The sequence below is a fragment of the Pontibacter akesuensis genome (assembly GCF_001611675.1).
Classification (GTDB): Bacteria; Bacteroidota; Bacteroidia; order Cytophagales; family Hymenobacteraceae; genus Pontibacter; species Pontibacter akesuensis.
In genome coordinates this window covers 3,473,882-3,493,568 of the sequence record NZ_CP014766.1, presented here as the reverse complement: position 1 = coordinate 3,493,568, position 19,687 = coordinate 3,473,882, and the positions used below count along the sequence as shown (strand labels likewise).

The window sequence follows — 19,687 nt, the reverse complement described above, 5'->3', positions numbered from 1 at the left end:
TAGGTCTGCCCCGCTTGGCGGCGGGTTTTGCACCAGCGCCCGCATCCACCACAGGGGAACCTGCTTCGGCAGCGGGTATATCCGTTGCTTTCCGGCGTGTGCGCTTCGCAGGGGTCTCACCAGTAGCTTCAGCCTTGGCCTCCTCTGCGGCCATTGGCTCCTTTTTGGTGCGGGTAGCTCTTGGCTTCGTTGGGTTAGCAGCTGCGTTCTTCGCTATATCGTTTATATCGGTGGTTGTGCTTTCTTTCTTCTTAGCCATTTGTATACTTTTTCATGATGTACTTAATGCCTCTGATAGGGATGAGCACCCAATCCGGACGATTATTCAATTCGTATCCCAGCTCATAAATTGCTTTCTCCAGCAGGAAAGTATGGATGAGCGTCTCGAAGTCATCTTCTTTCGGCGGTATGATGCCTGTGCCCCTGGTCTTTTCCAGGTACGCATGCATATAGAAGCCGCTGGCGTAATGGTACCACTGCTCCGCCCAACTCTCCAGGTACTCAGCATCCTCACGACGCAGCCCCTCCTGCTGGAACAGCCCATTGTAGGCCGCATAGTGGAACGAGCGAATCATACCGGCCACATCGCGCAGGGCTGAGCGCTTCAGGCGGCGCTCACTGAAAGAGCGTGCCGGCTCGCCCTCAAAGTCGATGATGTAGAAGTCCTTGCCGGTAAACAGCACCTGACCCAGGTGGTAATCGCCGTGAGTCCGGATTTTCTGCGTGTCAATCTTGTGGGCGAAGATCATCTTCAGCCTTTCGAGAATCTCGCCGCGCATCTGCAGCACTTCCTCTGCCTCCCCGCGCACGTTATCCGGCAGGTTCGGCAGGTGCTTCTGCAGGCTATCGAAGTTACTGCGCACCAGCGAGGTAAGCGAAGAGTAGACAGAGCGCTGGTAGTGCAGCGAGAACTCCTCAGGCGTAAACTCCTTGTCGTTGGTGATGGAGCCCAGCGCCAGGTGCATTTCTGCCGTGCGCTGCCCCAACAGCTCTACCCGCTCCACGTGGGCACCGCCAATCTGTAGCTGCACCTCCTCAGGAATTTCCGAGAAGGTAAGCGGATGGGCAAAGGAACCCGCGGCGGCCTTGGTTTTAACCCGGTCAGTTTGCGTCAGGATGCGCTCATACAGGCGCTTCAACGAGTCGCCGATATAGCTCCAGGCATCACCCTGATTCGGCACGAGCTCCTGCAGCATCATCAGCACCATCGGCTGCTTGCCTGGCTCCTGCTGCTCCACCGACCCCAGGTAACGCGGCGTGTTCTCAAAACCAACCTGCTCGGTTAGCATGCGCACCACCTCTACATCAGGGTTGATGGCCCTGTCGAGTTTGCGGTATACTTTCATGAACAGCGAGCCATCGTAAACAATCGACGTGTTGCTTTGCTCGGCAGAGAGTATTTTGGAAGTGGCTGGTCCCTCCGCTTTACGCAGGGCTGATGCCACGTTCTTGTCGCTTAGGCCTACTAGCTCGGCCTCATCTTGGCGTAGGCGCTTTTTCTTCACCATCAGTTGCAACAGCATCTGGCGGAATTCCTCGTCATACAGCGCATCGTACAGAATACCCTCTTTGCTATCGATGGAAACGCGGGCGATCACGCTATTTGGGCTGCCGCTGCGCAGCTCCTCCTCCTGCTCACCCGTGGCAAAGGCAACCGGCAACTGGTACAGCTCAGGCAGACCTTCGTTGTAGCTTACCTCCACAAACAGTAGGGCGGCTCCGGTTTTGCTTAGTGGTAACGGCATGCTGCGCACCACCTGCATACGCTGCATGGTGCGGGCCTTTCCGCCAAACCAGCGGCGCTGCCAGATGTACTGCGGCAGCACTTTGCTTTCCAGCTCACGCAGGGTGCGGGTGTCCAGCTGCTGCTTCAGGCTTGGCAGCTTCATGGCTGGCTTCGACTGATCGCCGTCTGCGCCCTTTGGCACCTCCTGCGGACGAAGCTCCATCCAGTAGTAACCGTGCCCCCCGATGGTGAACAGGTAGGGCTCGTCTTTGATGGATGGGAATTTGTTCTTGCTGAACACCTCCATCGGAATTGATCCCTTGTAATCGTGCAGGTCCAGCTCTACGGCTTCCGGGAAGCGCGAAAGGTTGGCGATCACCAATATCGTCTCGTCCTCATACTCGCGGATAAAGGCCAGCACTTTAGAGTTGCTTGGGTTCAGGAACTTCATCTCGCCACGGCCAAAGGCTTTGTAGCGCTTGCGCATGTTAATGATGCGGCGCATCCACCAGAGCAGCGAGTTGGCATTGTGGTTCTGCGTGTCCACGTTCACCGATTCATACTTGTACTCAGGGTCGATGATGACCGGCAAGTATAGTTTCTGCGGGTTGGCCTCAGAGAAGCCGGCGTTGCGGTTGTCGTTCCACTGCATCGGGGTACGCACGCCATCGCGGTCGCCAAGGTAGTAGTTGTCGCCCATGCCGATCTCATCACCATAGTACACCACCGGCGTACCACGCATCGAGAAGAGCAGCACGTTCATGAGCTCAATCTTGGCGCGGTCGTTGCCCAGCAGCGGGGCCAGGCGGTGACGGATGCCCAGGTTAATGCGGGCCTGTGGGTCTTTCGTGTACACTTTATACATGTAGTCCCGCTCCTCGTCTGTCACCATTTCGAGTGTCAGCTCATCGTGGTTGCGCAGGAACATAGCCCATTGGCAGCTCTCAGGTATGGCAGGCGTCTGGTTAAAGATGTCGATGATCGGGTAACGGTCCTCCATCTTCAGCGACATGAACAAACGCGGCATCACCGGGAAGTGGTAGTTCATGTGGCACTCGTCGCCGTCACCAAAGTATGAGGCGGATTCCTCAGGCCACATGTTAGCTTCGGCCAGCAGCAATTTGCCTTTATGCTTGTTGTCCACGTGGGCGCGCAGCTGCTTCAAAAAGTCGTGCGTTTCGGGCAGGTTCTCGCCGTTGGTGCCTTCGCGCTCAAACAAGTATGGCACGGCATCCAGGCGGAAGCCATCCACACCCAAGTCAAACCAATAATCCAGCACCTTAAACACTTCCTTCTGCACAGCAGGATTGTCGTAGTTCAAATCGGGCTGGTGCGAGAAAAAGCGGTGCCAGTAGTACTGCTTGGCCACGGGGTCCCAGCTCCAGTTGCTCTGCTCAGTGTCGGTAAAGATGATGCGGACATCCTTATACTTAGTCGGATCGTCTGTCCATACATACCAGTCGCGGAACTTAGAACCTGGCTTGGCTGTGCGGGCACGCTGAAACCAGGGGTGCTGGTCGGAGGTGTGGTTGATAACAAGTTCCGTGATCACCTTCAGGCCGCGCTTGTGCGCCGCCCGCACAAAGGCCTTAAAGTCCTGCATGTCGCCATAAGATGGGTTAATGCTCAGGTAGTCGGCAATGTCGTAGCCGTCGTCTTTCAGGGGTGAAGGGTAAAAGGGCAGCAGCCAGATGGCCGTTACACCTAAATCCTCGAGGTAATCCAGCTTTTGCATCAGGCCCTTGAAATCGCCGATGCCGTCGCCATTTCCATCATTGAAAGCCTTGATGTGCAGCTCGTAGATGATGGCGTCTTTGTACCAGTGTATGTTATCGTCAAACTCGAATTTATCGTCTGCCATATGTGTGGTCAATAGGGTTATTTATTGGTTGGATTGATGGTCGTTTGGTAACCAGTTATCGTCTAAATTATCGTGGCCCATGCCCGCCGAGGCTTCTTCCACGCGGAACACGTGCACCGGCATTTCATGCGGCCGCAGCTCCACATAATTCCACTCGCCGGTCCAGGTATACTTGCGCTCAGTGAGCAGGTCGTGCACCAGGTACTGCTGGTCCTGTGGAATTTTCAACTCGTTTAGTGGTACCTGTACCCAGCCACTCTGTGTGTTGTGCGGGTCCAGGTTGGCCACCACCAGAATCTTGTTGCGGTAGTCGCTGCTCCACTTGGCATAGCAAACCAGGGCCGGGTTATCCGCATTGCCGAAGGCGATGTTCCAGGTAGTTTGCAGGGCCGGGTTTACTTTGCGGATGCGGTTGATAAGCGTGATCACCTCACGAATTTTGGTGAGCCTGCCCCAATCCCAGTGCTTCACCTCATACTTCTCGGAATCATAGTACTCCTCCTTGCCGGGCATTGGCTGATTAATGCCAAACTCATACACGGGGCCGTACAGGCCGTAGTTGGACGAGAGCGTTGCCGCCATCACCAGGCGTGTGATATGTGCCGGCTCGCCGCCCTCCTGTAAAGCGTACGGTAAAATATCCGGCGTGTTCGGCCAGAAGTTCGGGCGGAAGTACTCGCGCATGTCCGTTTTGGTGAGCTGCGTCATGTACTCCTCCAGTTCCTCGGCCGTGTTGCGCCAGGTGTAATAGGTGTACGATTGCGTGAAGCCAATCTTGGCCAGGCGCTCCATCACACGTGGGCGGGTAAAGGCCTCTGCCAGGAAAATCACCTGCGGAAAGTCTCTGCGGATCTCGGCAATCACCCACTCCCAAAAACCGAAGGCTTTGGTGTGCGGATTGTCTACCCGGAACACGTACACGCCCTGGTTTATCCAGTGCAGCAGCACCCGGTGCAGTTCGCGCCAAAGGTTCTGCCAGTCTTCTGTCTCGAAGTTTACCGGCAGCACATCCTGGTATTTCTTAGGCGGATTCTCAGCATACTGTACTGTTCCGTCGGGGCGCCACTTAAACCACTGCGGGTGGTCTTTTACGTAGGGATGGTCCTGTGAGCACTGGATGGCAAAATCCAGCGCGATCTCAATTCCCTGCTCCCGCGCCTGGTGCACCAGGTGGCGAAAGTCATCCAGAGTCCCCAGCTCAGGAAGTATGGCATCGTGCCCTCCAACCTCAGAGCCAATGGCCCATGGAGAACCTGGTTCGCCCGGCTCGGCTGTTACGGAGTTGTTCTTGCCCTTTCGGTAAGCATACCCGATTGGGTGGATGGGTGGCAGGTAAATGGTATCGAATCCCATTTCAGCGATGCGGGGCAGCAAGCGGACACAGTCCTGAAACGTACCGTGGCGGCCGGCTTCCTGGGCGGCCGAGCGTGGGAAGAACTCGTACCAGGCGCTGAACAAGGCTTTTTGCCGCTCTACGTCCAGCCTCAGGATTTTATCATAGGTGGTGACATTCTCTTTCTCGCAGCAGGCGTTCATCAGGTCGCTCACCTCGGTGCCCGTGGCAAAAGCCACATCCGCCGCATGCGACTGGCTGTTGCGCAGTTGCTCGGCCCACTTGCGCAGGCGCTTTTGCTGCCCCGGCTTCGCTTGCTCCGCCGACTGGTCCATGAGTTGCGCACCGATCTGCAGTTCTACCGTGATATCCTGTCCGGCTTCAAACTTCTTCTTCAGGCCTTTCTGCCAGGTGTAGAAGTGATCCACCCACCCTTCAATGGTGTATTCGTGCAGCCCCATCGACTCAGGCGTGAACGTGGCTTGCCAGCGATCATTGCCCAGAAACTCCATCGGCACTGCCTCCCATTTCCTTTTGCGTGTGTGGCGGTACAGGAGCCGCGCTTTCACCTCGTCATGCCCGTCGGCAAATACATCTGCCGTTACGGTAAACTCCTCCCCCACCACGCGTTTGGCCGGGTGCCTGCCGCAATCGATTTCAGGCTTTACACTTTCTATGATAATCCGCTTTTTTCCTTCGAGTTGTTCCATCAAGATTGTTTCTGCTTTAGTCGTTGTAGGTACTTATACTAGATTAATATGTTTCAGTCTATATTCTAGAATACGTTATACCTTACGTAAGACGGCCTCCAGGTATAGCCAATGTACCATTTTTCTGCCGCAAAAAACCTTTGGCTTAACTAAAAATGCACAACCTAATACCCAGAAAGCCAGTTAATACGTGCTACTAAAAACCATGCATTTTATGGCTATTCTAAGAGATATTGGAGCTAATTATACCCCTGGCAAGGGAACAGTTTTCACGGTTTGGGCACCAGAGGCAGAGAAGGTGGAAGTGCAGCTAGACAAGCCCGAGCCCATACAGGTTCCGCTGCAGCGTGAAGCCTTTGGCTACTGGACCGGCCTTAGTGAAATGGCCACGCCCGGCACGCGTTATACGTATGTATTAAGTCCTGACACACACCGCCCTGACCCGGCCTCGCGCTACCAACCCGATGGACCGCACAAGGCGTCTGCCGTGGTAGACCAGACAAGCTTTAACTGGACCGACCAGCAATGGAAAGGCCTGCCGCTGGAGCAGCTGATCATATACGAGCTGCACGTTGGTACTTTCACAGAGGAAGGCACTTTTGAAGGCGTGATCAAACAACTGCCGGAGCTGAAGGAACTGGGCATCACCGCCATTGAGCTCATGCCCATTGCCCAGTTCCCGGGCGAACGCAACTGGGGCTACGACGGGGTTTATCCCTTTGCGGCACAAAACTCCTACGGCGGACCAGATGGCTTGAAGAAGCTTGTGGATGCTTGCCATGCGCAGGAAATTTCGGTGGTGCTAGATGTGGTGTACAACCACATGGGCCCGGAGGGAAATTACCTGAACGACTTTGGCCCCTACTTCACGAACAAGTATAACACGCCCTGGGGCAACGCGCTGAACTTCGACGATGCCCACTCCGACCACGTGCGCAACTACTTTTTCCAGAACGCCCTGATGTGGCTGCGCGACTATCACATTGATGCCTTGCGCCTGGATGCGGTACACGCCATTTACGACACCGGTGCCAAGCACTTTCTGCAGGAGCTGCGCGAGCACGTAACCCAACTGGAGGAGCAGGAAGGCCGCTCCTACTTGCTGATCGCCGAGAGTGACCAGAGCGATGTGCGCCTCATCAACCCAATTGAGCAAGGCGGTTATGGTATCGATGCGCAGTGGTTTGATGACTACCACCACGCCATTCATACGCTGGTAACCGGCGAAAAAGAAGGTTATTTTGAGGACTACGGCAAACCAGAGCAGTTGCAAAAAGCGCTGGAGCACACGTTTGTGTACAATGGCCTTTACTCCGAGCACCGCAAAAAAACACTCGGCACCGACGCTACGGCTAACCCTGCGAAGCAGTTTGTAATAGGCTCCCAAAATCACGACCAGGTAGGCAACCGCATGCTCGGCGAGCGCCTGACGGAGTTGGTTTCGTTTGAGATGCTGAAGCCGATTGCTGGCCTTGTGCTGCTTTCGCCGTATGTGCCGATGCTGTTTATGGGCGAAGAGTACGGTGAGAAAAACCCGTTTTTATACTTTGTGAGCCATACGGATGAGGAGTTGGTGGAGGCGGTGCGCAAAGGCCGTAAAGAGGAGTTTGCCTACTTCGCCTCCAAAGGCGAGGCGCCGGACCCGCAGAGCGAGGATACCTTCAACAGGTCCAAGCTGCAGCGCGGTTATACTTCAGACACGCAGCAAAAAAAGCTGAGGGAGTTTTATAAGGAGCTCATCCGCCTGCGCAAAACCGCCCCTGCCCTGGCCAAACCCGACAAGCCGAACATGAAGGTACAGTTGGAGGAGGAGCAGTTGGTGTTGCACCTGCTGCACATCGGGCAGGAACCATCACTCTACTGCCTGTTTAACATAAGTAATCAACCACAGGAAACAACGCTGTTTTCAGAGGCCAACGGAAGCTGGAAAATCCTGCTCCACTCTGCCGACGAAAAGTGGGGAGGACCGGGCGCAGAAACCCAGCAGACACTGGAAGCAGGCGCCTCAGTAAACCTGCCGGCTGGCAGCGTTATCATACTTGAACATCAGAAATAAATGACGAAACACATCTGTATACACGGGCACTTTTACCAGCCCCCACGCGAAAACCCCTGGTTAAACGAAGTGGAACTGCAAGAATCTGCCTCGCCTTACCACGACTGGAATGAGCGGATATCAGATGAGTGCTACGCCCGCAACTCGGCCTCGCGCATACTCAACGCGAATGGCAACATCGTCGATATCATCAACAACTACAGCTACATCAGCTTTAACTTTGGCCCTACCCTGCTGGAGTGGATGCAGAAGAAAGACCCTGAAACTTACCAGGCCATACTTGAAGCGGACAAGCAGAGCATGAAGCGTTTCTCAGGCCACGGCTCTGCCATGGCGCAGGTGTACAACCACATCATCATGCCGCTGGCAAACGAGCGTGACAAGCAGACGCAGGTAATCTGGGGTATCCGCGATTTTCAGAAGCGCTTTGGGCGTATGCCGGAAGGCATGTGGCTGGCTGAAACCGCCGCCGACACCGCGAGTCTGGAGGTATTGGCAGAGCACGGCATTAAGTTCACGGTCCTCTCCCCTTACCAGGCCAAGGCTTTTAGGAAAATCGGGGAGAAAGAGTGGCACGATGCCACTGGCGCCAAGATAAACCCGCGCCGGCCATACGTGTGCAAGCTTCCTTCGGGGCGGGAAATCGTGCTGTTTTTCTATGACGGTCCCGTGTCGCAGGGCATTGCTTTTGAGCGGCTGCTGGAGCACGGAGATCAGTTTGCCAAACGGCTTGTGAACAATTTTGATGAGGCACAGAAAGACCCGCAGCTCATGCACATCGCCACCGACGGCGAAACCTACGGCCACCACCACCGCTTCGGGGAGATGGCGCTTTCCTTTGCGCTGGACTACATCACAGAGGAGGAGCTTGCCCGGATTACGGTATACGGCGAGTTTATGGAAAAGCACCCGCCGCAGTATGAGGCGCAGATTATAGAGGAGAGCTCCTGGAGCTGCGCCCATGGCGTGGAGCGCTGGCGCAGCGATTGCGGCTGTAACACCGGCGGCCACCCCGACTGGAACCAAGCCTGGCGCGGCCCCTTGCGTGATGCCTTTGACTGGCTGCGGGATACTGTGGCACCGCTCTTTGAGCAGGAAATGCAAAAGCTAACAGCCGATCCATGGAAGACCCGCAACGACTACATCCAGGTGGTGATGGACCGAAGCGAGGAGAATGTTGCTGCTTTTATCCGTAGCCACACCACGCGCGAGCTGAGCCAGGCAGAGCAGGTGCGCTTCCTGAAGCTGCTGGAAATGCAGTACCACACGCTGCTTATCTACACCAGCTGCGGCTGGTTTTTTGATGAAGTGACAGGCATCGAAACGGTGCAGGATATTTTCTACGCGGCCCGTACGCTGCAACTGGCCCAGGAGCTTAGTGGGCAGGAACTGGAGTCAGAATTCCTGCTGCTGCTCAGCAAGGCAAAGAGCAACGTTCCGGAAGAAGGTGATGCTTGCTACGCCTACATGCGGCAGGTACAACCTGCCATCATCGACCTGTTGCGCGTGGGGGCGCATTACGCCGTTTCCTCGGTATTTGAGGACTACCGCGAAACCTTCGACCTGTACAGCTTCACGGCCACCTCCGAGGCCTACGATTACCTGCAGGCAGGACGGCAGCGGCTGGCAGTGGGCCGCGCACGAATCAAATCCAAAATCACCTGGGAGGAAGTCACCATTACGTTTGGGGTGCTGCACCTCGGCGACCACCAGCTGTTTGGCGGCGTGCGTGAGTTTATGAGCGAGCAGGATTACGAGGAGTTGCGCACTGAACTGCAGACTGCCTTCGATCGCGGGAACGTGAGCGAGGTAATTATGCTGCTCGACAAGCACTTTGAGTCGCACAATTACTCGTTCTGGCACTTGTTCAAGGATGATCAGAAGAAGATACTGGACCAAGTGCTGGCGCAGACGATGGAAAGCGTGGAAAGCGATTTCCAGCAAGTATACGACAACAACTACCCGCTCATCTCGGCTATTAAAACTTATGGCATAAAGCTGCCACGCCCGCTGCAAACAACCGTAGACTATATCGTGAACACGCGCCTGCTGCGGGAGTTTGAATCGGAGAAACCGGACCCGCAGGAGATAAAGCGCCTGCTGGCCGAGGTAAAACGCATGAAGGTGCGCCTTAGCTATACTTCGCTGGAGTTTGCCCTGACCCAGCGCGTGGACCTGCTGATGAAGGAAGTGCAGGAGCAACCTCAGAAAACCGAGACGATTGACCTGCTGATCCGGCTGCTGGAGGTAATGGATGGCTCGAAGTTGGAAACAGACTATTGGCAGGCCCAGAACATTGCTTTCCGGATGCAGCAGGACAGCTACGAGATCATGCGGCAGCAGGCTGAACAAGGAGACAGCAAAGCAGTAGCCTGGTGCGCGAAATTTGAAAAGCTTTACAACAACCTCAACCTGAAAGTTTAATATGACCTATATACCATCGGCCACTTACCGGGTGCAGACAAACCCCAATTTCAAGCTGAGCGATATTCGCCAGATCGTCCCCTACTTGCATGAACTGGGTGTGAGCACCGTATACTCGGCCCCTTTTTTCAGTGCCCGTCCCGGCAGCGAGCACGGCTACGACGTTACGGCCGCCTACGAGATCAGCCCTGAGATAGGAACGAAGGAAGAGCTGCAGGAGATAGCGCGGGAGCTGAAAAACCTGAACATGGGCTGGCTTCAGGACATTGTGCCCAACCACATGGCTTATCACCCCAACAACGTGTGGCTCATGGATGTGCTGGAAAAAGGACCGCAGTCGCACTTTTATACCTTCTTCGATATCGACTTTAGCCACCCCGATTTTAACGGGCAGGTGATGGTGCCTTTCCTCGGTGACCCGCTGGACAAGGTACTGGAAAACAAACAGCTGGAAGTAAAAATCAGTGAGCAGGGCATCAGCGTTTTCTACTATGAAAGCGGCTATCCTTTGAGCGTAGGCAGTTACCGCTTTCTGCTGCAGGAGGCGCTGCAAAACTCCGGAAACCCTGAGGTAACACCGCAGGCGGAGCAGTTGCTAAGGGAACTCACGCTGTTCGAGGAAGAGAAAACAATTAGCCCGGCAGCCTGGAGCAACTTCAAAAAGAAAGTCTACAAAACTGCGGCTGTGCGGCAAGCGCTGGAACAGCTGTTAGCAGATAAAAATCAGGAGCAGGAAAAGCTGCAAAAACTACTCAACCGGCAGCACTTTATACTTTGCCACTGGCAGGAAACAGAGAAGGTGATCAACTTCCGCCGCTTCTTTACGGTGAATGATCTGATCTGCCTTAGTATGGAGCACCCTGAGGTGTTTGAGCAGTACCACCAGTTCATCAAGCAGCTGTGCGAGCAGGGTATGTTGCAAGGCCTGCGCGTCGACCACGTGGATGGCCTGTTTGACCCTACCACCTACCTCAAGCGTCTGCGCCAGCTGGTGGGGCCCGAGCAGTACCTGGTGGTGGAAAAGATTCTGGAGGGCGAAGAGCAACTGCCGGAGCGCTGGCCAATACAGGGAAACAGCGGGTACGATTTCCTGGCCTGGGTGAGCAACCTCTATACTTCCGGTAAGGGCCGGCGCCAACTCACCGAAATTTACCGCCGGCTGATTCCGAATGCACCGACCAACTATGAGCAGCTGGTGTATGACAAGAAAATGTTTATCCTGACGAATTACATGCAGGGCGAACTTGAAAACCTGCTTCGCCTGCTGCAGGAGCGCAAGCTCATCCCGCTGGAGCCAAAGGACACCTGGCGCAAAGCGCTGGCGACACTGCTGACTGCCTGGCCAATTTACTGCATTTACGGCAACCGCCTGCCGCTCTCCAAACACGAAATGCACGTGGTGGACGAGGCCTTTGCCGAGGCCCACAAAAAGGCGCCGGGGCTGGAGGAGCAACTGAATCACCTGCACACGCTCTTCACTGTTACGCCCGAAGACACTGACGAGTCGAAGCGAAACAAGCTGTACTTTGTGATGCGCAGCCAGCAGTTCACGGGTCCGCTGGCCGCCAAGGGTGTGGAAGATACCAGCTTTTACAACTACAACCGCCTGATCTCGCTGAACGAGGTGGGCAACAGCCCGGACATTTTCCATTTGGAGGATGACGAGTACCATGAGCGGATGCTGTACCGGCAGCGCACCTACCCGCACTCCATCAACGCCACCGCCACCCACGATACCAAACGTGGCGAGGGTGCCCGCATGCGCCTGAACGTACTAAGCGAGGTGGCCCAGGAGTGGGACCAGCATGTGCAGCAGTGGCTGGAGATCACGAAGAAGTATACCACAGAGCCTACCCGCAACGATTTATACTTCCTGCTGCAGACCCTGATCGGGGTGTTGCCGATGGGAGGCGAGGTGGATGAAAGCCTGATTCAGCGCGTGCAGGAGTACCTCGAGAAGGCGCTGCGCGAGGCAAAGGTAAACACCGATTGGTCGGCGCCAAACGAGACGTATGAGCAGGCCATGAAAGGCCTGGTGCACCAACTGCTGCAGCAGGACGAAGACTTTATGCACTCGTTCCAGCCGTTTTTCCTGAAGCTGGCCCACTATGGCTGGATCTATTCGCTTTGCCAGAGCCTGCTGAAGATTACCAGCCCCGGCGTACCGGATATCTACCAGGGCACCGAGTTCTGGGACCTAAGCCTGGTGGACCCGGACAACCGCCGCCCCGTGGATTATGACCAGCGCCACCGTTACCTGAAACAACTGAAGCAGCAGGAGCAACAGGACATAGCGCAGTTGCATGAGGAGCTGTTGCAGCACCCGGAAGACGCACGCGTAAAGCTTTACCTGCTGCACAAAGCCCTGACCACCAGAAGAGAGTTACAAACCGTTTTCGACAAGGGAGATTATATTCCGCTGCAGGTGCAGGGAGCCAAAAAAGACCACCTGCTGGCCTTTGCCCGTCACCATGAGGGGCAGTGGGTGCTGGTAGCCGTGCCGCTGCTGCTGGTGAGTTTAGTGAGTAGCCATGAACTTCCATTGGGCGAGGAAGTGTGGGGCGATACTTCTATTCAACTACCGGATTTTGCGCCGCAAGTATGGCAGCCTGTGCTGGGCAAGGGCGAAGTGAACGCCACCGACTCTTTATCCGCTGCAGCCATATTCAAAACATTCCCTGTCGCATTATTAACAGCCAAAAACGTATGATTATAAAGAAACGCAGTGCAGGCATTCTGCTCCACATTACCTCCCTTCCCTCCCGCTTCGGCATTGGCGACCTCGGCCCCGAGGCCTACAAGTTTGCTGACCAACTGCAGGAGGCGGGGCAACGCTACTGGCAGATTTTGCCGCTAAATCCTACCGAGATCGGCTCCGGCAACTCGCCTTACAGTAGCCACTCGGCCTTTGCTGGCAACCCGCTGCTCGTGAGCCCGGAACTGCTGGTAGAGGAAGGGCTTCTGCACAAGCAGGACCTGAAGCATGAAGAGGAGTTTGATGATGCCCGTGTAGATTTTGCAAAGGTGAGCAAGTATAAAATCGCTCTGCTGCAAAAGGCCTACCAGTACTTCAGCGATGAGCTTCCGGATGGGCTTTGGAAAGATTTTACAGAATTTCAGAAAGAGCAGAAGCTGTGGCTGCAGGACTTTGCCAACTTTGTGGCTTTCAAGAAAAACTTCGAGCACAAGAGTTGGGTGGAATGGCCCAAGGAGATAAAGCGCCGCGAAAAGCAGGCGGTAAAGGAACTGGCTGAGGAGCTTAGCGAGCAGGTGGAGTTTGAGATGTTTATGCAGTTCATCTTTTACCGCCAGTGGGAAAAGCTCAAAAGCTATTGCAATAGCAAGGACATTACCTTTTTCGGGGACATGCCTTTTTACGTGAGCCACGATAGCGCAGATGTATGGAGCCATCCGCACCTCTTCAAGCTGGACGATGAGGGGATGCCTACTTCAGTTTCAGGAGTGCCGCCAGATTTCTTCAGCGAAACAGGTCAGCTCTGGGGAACACCGGTATACGACTGGAAAGCCATGGCAAAACAGGAGTATGACTGGTGGATCGACCGCATCGACCACAACCTGCGGCTGTTCGGCATTCTGCGCCTCGACCACTTCCGGGCCTTCTCGGCCTATTGGGAGGTGCCGGCAAAAGACGAAACCGCCGAGAACGGCAAGTGGAAAGAATCACCAGGAAAGGAGATACTTGGTCTTGTGCAGCAGAAGTACCCGGAGATGCCGATCGTGGCCGAGGACCTCGGCGACATAGACCAACCGGTGCGCGATCTCATTCATGACTTCGACCTGCCAGGCATGATTGTGTTGCTGTTTGCCTTTGTGGGGGATGAGCATGCTTTTGAAAGCTCATTTATGCCGCACAACCACACCCGCAACAGCATCGTGTACACCGGCACCCACGACAACAGCACCGTGCGCGCCTGGTTCGAAAAAGCGCCTGCCAAGGATAAAAAACTCTTCAGCCGGTACAGCTACCACGACCTGACAGATGAAAACGCGGCAAAGGTGATGGTGTGGCTGGCGTATATGTCCGTTTCGCAGCTGGCGGTGGTGCCCGTGCAGGACGTGCTGGGGCTCGGTAAGGAAGGCATCATGAACAAACCCTCCACCGGATCGGGTAACTGGGAGTGGCGCCTGCAGCCAAAGCAGTTCAGTAAAGAGCACATCAAAGAGCTGCAGCAATTAGCTAACTTGTACGGTAGGTAAACGGCCGTAGGGGCAAGTATAGTTTTCACGAAAGTATGGCTCAGGCATGGGTCATACTTTTTTGCGTTCGGGAAAGAAGTAACACGCTATATAAATTCCTTTCCCTATATTTAAGCCGGATTCAGCACCTATACTTTCAACGTTCTTCCCTCGCGGAAAACTTTAAACAGGTTGCTTAGGGGCAGGAACTTAAAAAAGTATGCAATAGCTAAGAACCCCATATTGGCTAAAAATCGAAGCGAGAATAAATTCGGATCATCCATACTTATGTGTTGGCTGGATCAACTACAGCATTTTATATTGAGCGGAATATTCCTATTAAACCAGACTTTACTTTTGCGACTAAATTCCACATCCTGCTAATTGCCAATACAGCTGCCAAATGCTAAACGGTAGCAACACCACTCCCCTTTTAGCCAATACAAAAAAGAAACGATTACAGATGTATCGTAAAATAAGCACAGTACTTTTGCTCGCATTTTTGCTCTCAGGCAAAGCCGCACAAAGCCAACACAAATTTAAAATTGAAGCCGACTTCGGAGCAGCCTTGCCCACCAACAAGGATTTAAAAGAAATATTTGTTCTGGGGTTGAGCGCCAGCATTGGCCCGTCCGTAGCTGTGGTGGCTGACAGGTTCTACATCAAACCAACCGCAGGATTGAAATGGTTTTACAAAGAAATCGAGGAAGTCAATTCTGTCACGGAGCACATCAGAACCTGGAAAGCAGGTGTAGAGTTGCAATATGTACTGCTTCGAAAAAATGAATTTCGTGTTTCTCCTTTGGTAAGGCTGGACCACAACTGGTTGTCAAACTACTATTCTGAAACACACAACTTCAACCCCATTACCAACACGTCGACGACGGCAACTTCAGGTGATCTTTTTAAGGGAAAGGCTTTTTCTACCACTGTAGGCCTGATGGCAAGTATGGAGCATGTGTACTTCAAGGTTGATCATGAGTTCTTCAGTCCAAGCCTGAGCGTGAACCCTGATATACTAAACGAGGCAATGGAGCAGGGATTTATCATCAATCCAAAGCAGTCTTTCAACTTCAACTCCCTTACCATATCCCTCGGCTACGCCTACTTGCTAAGATAATGAGATACCCAGTACTACTATTCCTTTGTCTCACAATACTTTCCTGCGGCGACAAAGAAACATCGCTTATAGGAAAAGTAGAGGTTAAGCCACTTGTGAATCCAGAAATTGGCTTGCTGATATCCAGTAATCAACTAGATCCGTTTTTAACAGCCGATGGCAAAATTATTGGGGTAGGCAGCAACCATAGCTTCTACACAGAAAACGATTTTAAGTCTTTTCAGACGCTCGGGCAGCTGCCGCAGCTTCCGGGCGAAGCGGCCGTGTTTAAATTTTTCGGTCCCAATACTTTGGTAGCCTATTCCTATGTGCACCAATCGGATAAGAGGTTTTCAAATATGCTGGTGTCCCGCAACTATGGCAGATCCTGGGAATCCTATGTTTTTGAGTCCGACATAGCAGTTGAAAAACCACAAGCGTATTTTAACTGGAGTGACAGAGGTGCGCTCTTTAGTGAAGACAGGGCTATTATAATCTACCAGCGCTGGCCGGATGACAACCTTCCCTACTTGGTTAGAAAGCCTGAGATAAGCTTGTTTCAGCTTAACCCAAAAACAGGAGAAAGTATAAAGTTGCACTCCTATGAGAACGCGGCTTACGGAGTAGTTGATTTTTTTGATGCCGAAATGGGTGGCTTTCTGATGAGCAGGCAAACAGTAGCCTACTCCTCAAACAGGTGGGATAACTACGACAATGCCTACGTTAGCTTTACGAATGATGGGGGATTAACCTGGACAGCGCCTGTTTTGCTTGACGATAGTAAGCGCATGACACGGCTGTTCATGATCAGCAAAACAAACGTCATCGTCCAGAGCCAGGAGAAGGTGTATTTCACCGACAACCTGGGCCAATCCTGGCAAAACATCATCAGCCAGTTCCAAAACAGGAGCATTGATGACCTGCATTTCCTTGGGGAGGAAACAGGTTTCGCGCTGGCGGCAAACTCACTTTACAAGTCTGCTGACGGTGGGAAGAACTGGACATTCGCATCGAACATACCAACTCCCTTCGCTTTGCAGAACATTCAGTTTGTAGATGAACTTCGTGGCATTGCCTCCGGCGGTCAGGTGTTATACAAAACCATGGATGGCGGCCAAACCTGGCGCGTACTGCTTTACCCTTATGCCTATGTGATGGAATAACGAGCCGCGGGCGGAAATTTATTAGACGTGTGTACATGCCGTGAAACGGAACTTGTCTCCACCACAAACCACGCCACCTGTTTGTTATCTTCCGGTAAAAGCTTATCTTAGTTACTGATAGTCTCGTAGCAATTCACCTCCTAACAGCGTAAACCCATGGCACAGCAAGCAACACAGGTAGCTCTTGGCACCAAAGCACACAACTTCGCCCTTCTGGATACTGTTTCTGACAAACTCGTTTCGCTGGGGGATGTCGCCTCGCAGCAGGCAACGGTGCTTATGTTTATCTGCAACCACTGTCCCTACGTGCAGCACATACTGCCGGCACTGGTGCAACTGGCCAACAAGTACAAAGCGCAGGGGGTAACGTTTGTGGCTATCAACTCCAACGACGTCAACCAATACCCGGAGGACGGACCGCAGCAGATGAAAGAGCTGGCCCAACGCGTGCAGCTTCCGTTCCCCTACCTCTACGATCAAACACAGCAGGTGGCGCGTACGTACGGCGCCGAATGCACACCTGAGTTTTTCGTGTATGATGGCAACCTAAACCTCGCCTACCACGGCCAGTTCGACGACTCCAGGCCAGGCAACGCCCAACAAGCCACGGGCAAAGACGTGGCAGCAGCCTTGGATGCGCTGCTTGCCGGGCAGGTCGTGCCAGAGCAACAGGCACAAGCTATTGGGTGCGGCATCAAGTGGCGTGTATTTTAACCCTGACTTACCGGGAGTACGTCCTTCTTGTTTTCGTTATTCTCATTCACAAGCTCTGCCATGGCCGTCATGTGGTCGAGGTACTGGGATGTGTATTCGTCATAAGCCGCGTGCACGTACATGGCTGTACCGCCCTTAACTTTCCCGATAATCTCCTCATGGTCCTCCATCGGAATGGCCGGGCAACCGAGGCTTCGGCCCAAACGACCTGCCTGCGCTATAAATTCTTCGGTGGCATACTCGGCCCCATGCATTACAATGCTGCGGTCTTTGGCGTTGGTATTAAAGCCTTTATCCAATCCCTCCAGCTTCAGCGACAGGCCGTGCTTGCCATAGTAGGTGTTCTCAGTTACGTAGAAGCCGATGCTGCTCATAAACGATTTGTTCTCGTTCGAGAAAGTCTCGGCAAACTCCTGCCCCGAGTTTCGCCCATGCGATACGTAGGTATTATAAAGAAGCTCTTTCTTCTCCACATCCACCACCCACAGCCTTTTGGTGTTAGATGATTTGGTAAAGTCTACTATGGTGATGTAGGGCTTATCAGCTATCTCACCGTTTCGTTTCATGTTGTAGTAGCCCGTTAGCGCTTTGTCAAACACCTCAAAGTTCATCCCGCTATCCTGCAGCTTCATGTGCGCATACAGGTTATATGCTACCTGGTTAAACTTCAGGAGTTTAATAGTGGCCATCTTCTTTTTGAGCTGACTATTGCTCGGAGCAGGCATCGATGCGCCTGTGTTGGCAGGTGTTGCCAGCGGCGTAAGCACGAGCGGTGCGAACAACGGCAACAGGCTGCGGCTTAATTTACGGCGCATACTTCTCCATTTTGGCTTTCTCATCTTACTGTCCCTTTGATTCCCTTCTGTTTACGTGCCGCGGCCACCTTCGTTTAATACAACTGCCTCAATTGCCTCTATCCGCTGACAGTTGAAGTATAAATTAAGAACAAAAGGCATCATTTTAAGTAATTAACTGTTATACAAGCCATAGTATACTTGCAGCACAATTCTATGGGAATGCGACGAAGCAACTTCATCAACTACATAATTTACATTTTGCCACTGCTTATACTTGCCGGTTGCGGCAAAGAGCAGACGCTACGCGGTGTGTTCAAAAACCAGACGCCCCACGAAAAGTATGCGGCTAAACTTAGAGATGCCAAGCTGCACGAAACCGCCCTGGGGCAGCAGTGGCTGCAGGAAGCCCAGGAGGCGCTGCAGGATTCCATCACGGTAACCCTGCCCTTCAAAGAAACGGGTTATTTTGCCGCAGACAAGCCCCGGGCCCTCGGGTACAGGATTGAGGGGCAGCGGGGGCAGCGCCTGATCGTGAACCTGGAGCTAAAGGCGCGGGAGCAACTGGATGTGTTCCTGGATCTGTTTGAGGCCGGTGGTGGGAACGCCACCCATGTCGCAGCCGCCGACTCCAGCACAGCTACCCTATCTTACGAAGTAAGAAATGACCAGCAGCATATCCTTCGGGTGCAGCCGGAGCTGCTGCGCAGCGGCCAGTATACCCTCACCATTCAATCTGAGCCCACGCTCGCTTTCCCGGTGGCCGATAAGAGCAGCCGGAACATCGCCAGCATCTGGGGCGACCCGCGCGATGCCGGGGTGAGACGGCACGAGGGTATTGATGTTTTCGCCAGGCGCGGGGCACCGGCCATTGCCGCCACCGCCGGTGTCGTCAGCCGTGTTAGCACCACCCCGCGTGGCGGTAAGGTTATCTGGCTTACAGACCCTGCCCGCCGGCAGAGCTTATACTATGCGCACCTCGACAGCCAACTCGTGCAGACGGGGCAACGCGTGCAGGCGGGTGACACCATCGGCCTGATCGGCAATACGGGTAACGCCAAAGGAACAGGACCGCACCTGCACTTCGGCATTTACCGTTATGGCCAGGGCGCCACAAACCCCTACCCCTACGTGCACCAATCAGCCTCTAAACTGCAGCCAGTACAACTGGATACTGCGCTGCTAGGCAACTGGGTTCGGGTAGCAGCAAAGAGCGGGAATGTGCGGCTGCAGCCAAGTACAAAATCAGCTGTGTACCAGGAGCTGCCCCGGCACACGCCCCTGCTGGTTACCGGGGGCACCGCAAACTGGTACCGGGTGCTGTTGCCAACCGGCGCCGAAGCTTACATTGCGAGCAGCATAACAGAGCCCGCTACCAGGCCTGTGAGGCAGGAGCAGCTAACCGCAGCAACTGACCTGTTGGAGGATGCCCATCCAGCGGCTGCCGCCATGCAACAGCTAAGCGCCGGAGCAAGTATAGCCATACTTGGGCGCTACAACAATTATGCGTTCGTGCGCGATGCATCGGGACAGCTGGGGTGGATCAATTCCGTGGATGAAGTGAGCGTGCGCTAAAAAATTTGCACACTCTGTGTTCAGCTTGCGGCTAT

11 protein-coding genes are annotated in these 19,687 nt (G+C 53.9%); 8 read left to right on the top strand and 3 right to left on the bottom strand.

Annotated elements, in window-relative coordinates:
- Nucleotides 1–251 precede the first annotated feature (251 nt).
- The gene (treS, locus tag A0W33_RS14770; RefSeq protein WP_068838900.1) at nucleotides 252–3,587 is read right to left on the bottom strand and encodes a maltose alpha-D-glucosyltransferase; all 3,336 of its coding nucleotides are present in this window, start codon (nucleotides 3,585–3,587) and stop codon (nucleotides 252–254) included.
- A gap of 21 nt (nucleotides 3,588–3,608) precedes the next feature.
- On the bottom strand, nucleotides 3,609–5,630 hold the full coding sequence (locus tag A0W33_RS14765) for an alpha-1,4-glucan--maltose-1-phosphate maltosyltransferase (protein WP_068838899.1): 2,022 nt from the start codon (nucleotides 5,628–5,630) through the stop codon (nucleotides 3,609–3,611).
- Nucleotides 5,631–5,844: 214 nt separating this feature from the next.
- Between A0W33_RS14765 and treZ the strand changes: the two genes are divergently transcribed.
- The 7 genes from treZ to A0W33_RS14730 all read left to right on the top strand — a co-directional run bounded on the left by treZ (nucleotide 5,845) and on the right by A0W33_RS14730 (nucleotide 17,283).
- A complete protein-coding gene (treZ, locus tag A0W33_RS14760) occupies nucleotides 5,845–7,686 on the top strand; it encodes a malto-oligosyltrehalose trehalohydrolase (RefSeq protein WP_068840156.1) in 1,842 nt (613 codons plus the stop codon).
- Entirely contained in the window at nucleotides 7,687–10,110 is a 2,424-nt protein-coding gene (locus tag A0W33_RS14755) for a DUF3536 domain-containing protein (protein ID WP_068838898.1), read from the top strand. It abuts the gene before it with no gap.
- A 1-nt stretch (nucleotide 10,111) separates the two neighbouring features.
- On the top strand, nucleotides 10,112–12,820 hold the full coding sequence (treY, locus tag A0W33_RS14750; protein WP_068838897.1) for a malto-oligosyltrehalose synthase: 2,709 nt from the start codon (nucleotides 10,112–10,114) through the stop codon (nucleotides 12,818–12,820).
- Nucleotides 12,817–14,328 carry a 4-alpha-glucanotransferase gene (gene malQ, locus A0W33_RS14745; protein ID WP_068838896.1) on the top strand — a complete coding sequence of 504 codons (1,512 nt, stop codon included), beginning with the start codon at nucleotides 12,817–12,819 and terminating at the stop codon, nucleotides 14,326–14,328. Before treY ends, malQ begins: the two co-directional genes overlap by 4 nt.
- Nucleotides 14,329–14,797: 469 nt before the next feature.
- Entirely contained in the window at nucleotides 14,798–15,427 is a 630-nt protein-coding gene (locus A0W33_RS14740) for a hypothetical protein (protein WP_139237224.1), read from the top strand.
- A 95-nt stretch (nucleotides 15,428–15,522) separates the two neighbouring features.
- A complete protein-coding gene (locus A0W33_RS14735; protein WP_068838894.1) occupies nucleotides 15,523–16,569 on the top strand; it encodes a WD40/YVTN/BNR-like repeat-containing protein in 1,047 nt (348 codons plus the stop codon).
- A gap of 156 nt (nucleotides 16,570–16,725) precedes the next feature.
- Nucleotides 16,726–17,283: a thioredoxin family protein gene (locus A0W33_RS14730; RefSeq protein ID WP_068838893.1), complete on the top strand. Its 558-nt coding sequence runs from the start codon at nucleotides 16,726–16,728 to the stop codon at nucleotides 17,281–17,283.
- Here A0W33_RS14730 and A0W33_RS14725 read toward each other — a convergent pair.
- Nucleotides 17,280–18,122, bottom strand: coding sequence for a murein L,D-transpeptidase catalytic domain family protein (locus A0W33_RS14725; protein ID WP_229802299.1), 843 nt, complete (start codon nucleotides 18,120–18,122; stop codon nucleotides 17,280–17,282). The two genes, A0W33_RS14730 and A0W33_RS14725, sit on opposite strands and share 4 nt — an antisense overlap.
- Before the next feature lie 177 nt (nucleotides 18,123–18,299).
- Here A0W33_RS14725 and A0W33_RS14720 point away from each other — a divergent pair, with 177 nt between their 5' ends.
- A complete protein-coding gene (locus tag A0W33_RS14720; protein ID WP_068840154.1) occupies nucleotides 18,300–19,652 on the top strand; it encodes a peptidoglycan DD-metalloendopeptidase family protein in 1,353 nt (450 codons plus the stop codon).
- Nucleotides 19,653–19,687: the final 35 nt, after the last annotated feature.

What these genes read in the sequence shown, in the direction of transcription:
- treS (WP_068838900.1), bottom strand. Translation starts at nt 3,587, where the DNA reads ATGGCAGACGATAAATTCGAGTTTGACGATAACATACACTGGTACAAA.
- A0W33_RS14765 (WP_068838899.1), bottom strand. Translation starts at nt 5,630, where the DNA reads ATGGAACAACTCGAAGGAAAAAAGCGGATTATCATAGAAAGTGTAAAG.
- treZ (WP_068840156.1), top strand. Translation starts at nt 5,845, where the DNA reads ATGGCTATTCTAAGAGATATTGGAGCTAATTATACCCCTGGCAAGGGA.
- A0W33_RS14755 (WP_068838898.1), top strand. Translation starts at nt 7,687, where the DNA reads ATGACGAAACACATCTGTATACACGGGCACTTTTACCAGCCCCCACGC.
- treY (WP_068838897.1), top strand. Translation starts at nt 10,112, where the DNA reads ATGACCTATATACCATCGGCCACTTACCGGGTGCAGACAAACCCCAAT.
- malQ (WP_068838896.1), top strand. Translation starts at nt 12,817, where the DNA reads ATGATTATAAAGAAACGCAGTGCAGGCATTCTGCTCCACATTACCTCC.
- A0W33_RS14730 (WP_068838893.1), top strand. Translation starts at nt 16,726, where the DNA reads ATGGCACAGCAAGCAACACAGGTAGCTCTTGGCACCAAAGCACACAAC.
- A0W33_RS14725 (WP_229802299.1), bottom strand. Translation starts at nt 18,122, where the DNA reads ATGAGAAAGCCAAAATGGAGAAGTATGCGCCGTAAATTAAGCCGCAGC.
- A0W33_RS14720 (WP_068840154.1), top strand. Translation starts at nt 18,300, where the DNA reads ATGCGACGAAGCAACTTCATCAACTACATAATTTACATTTTGCCACTG.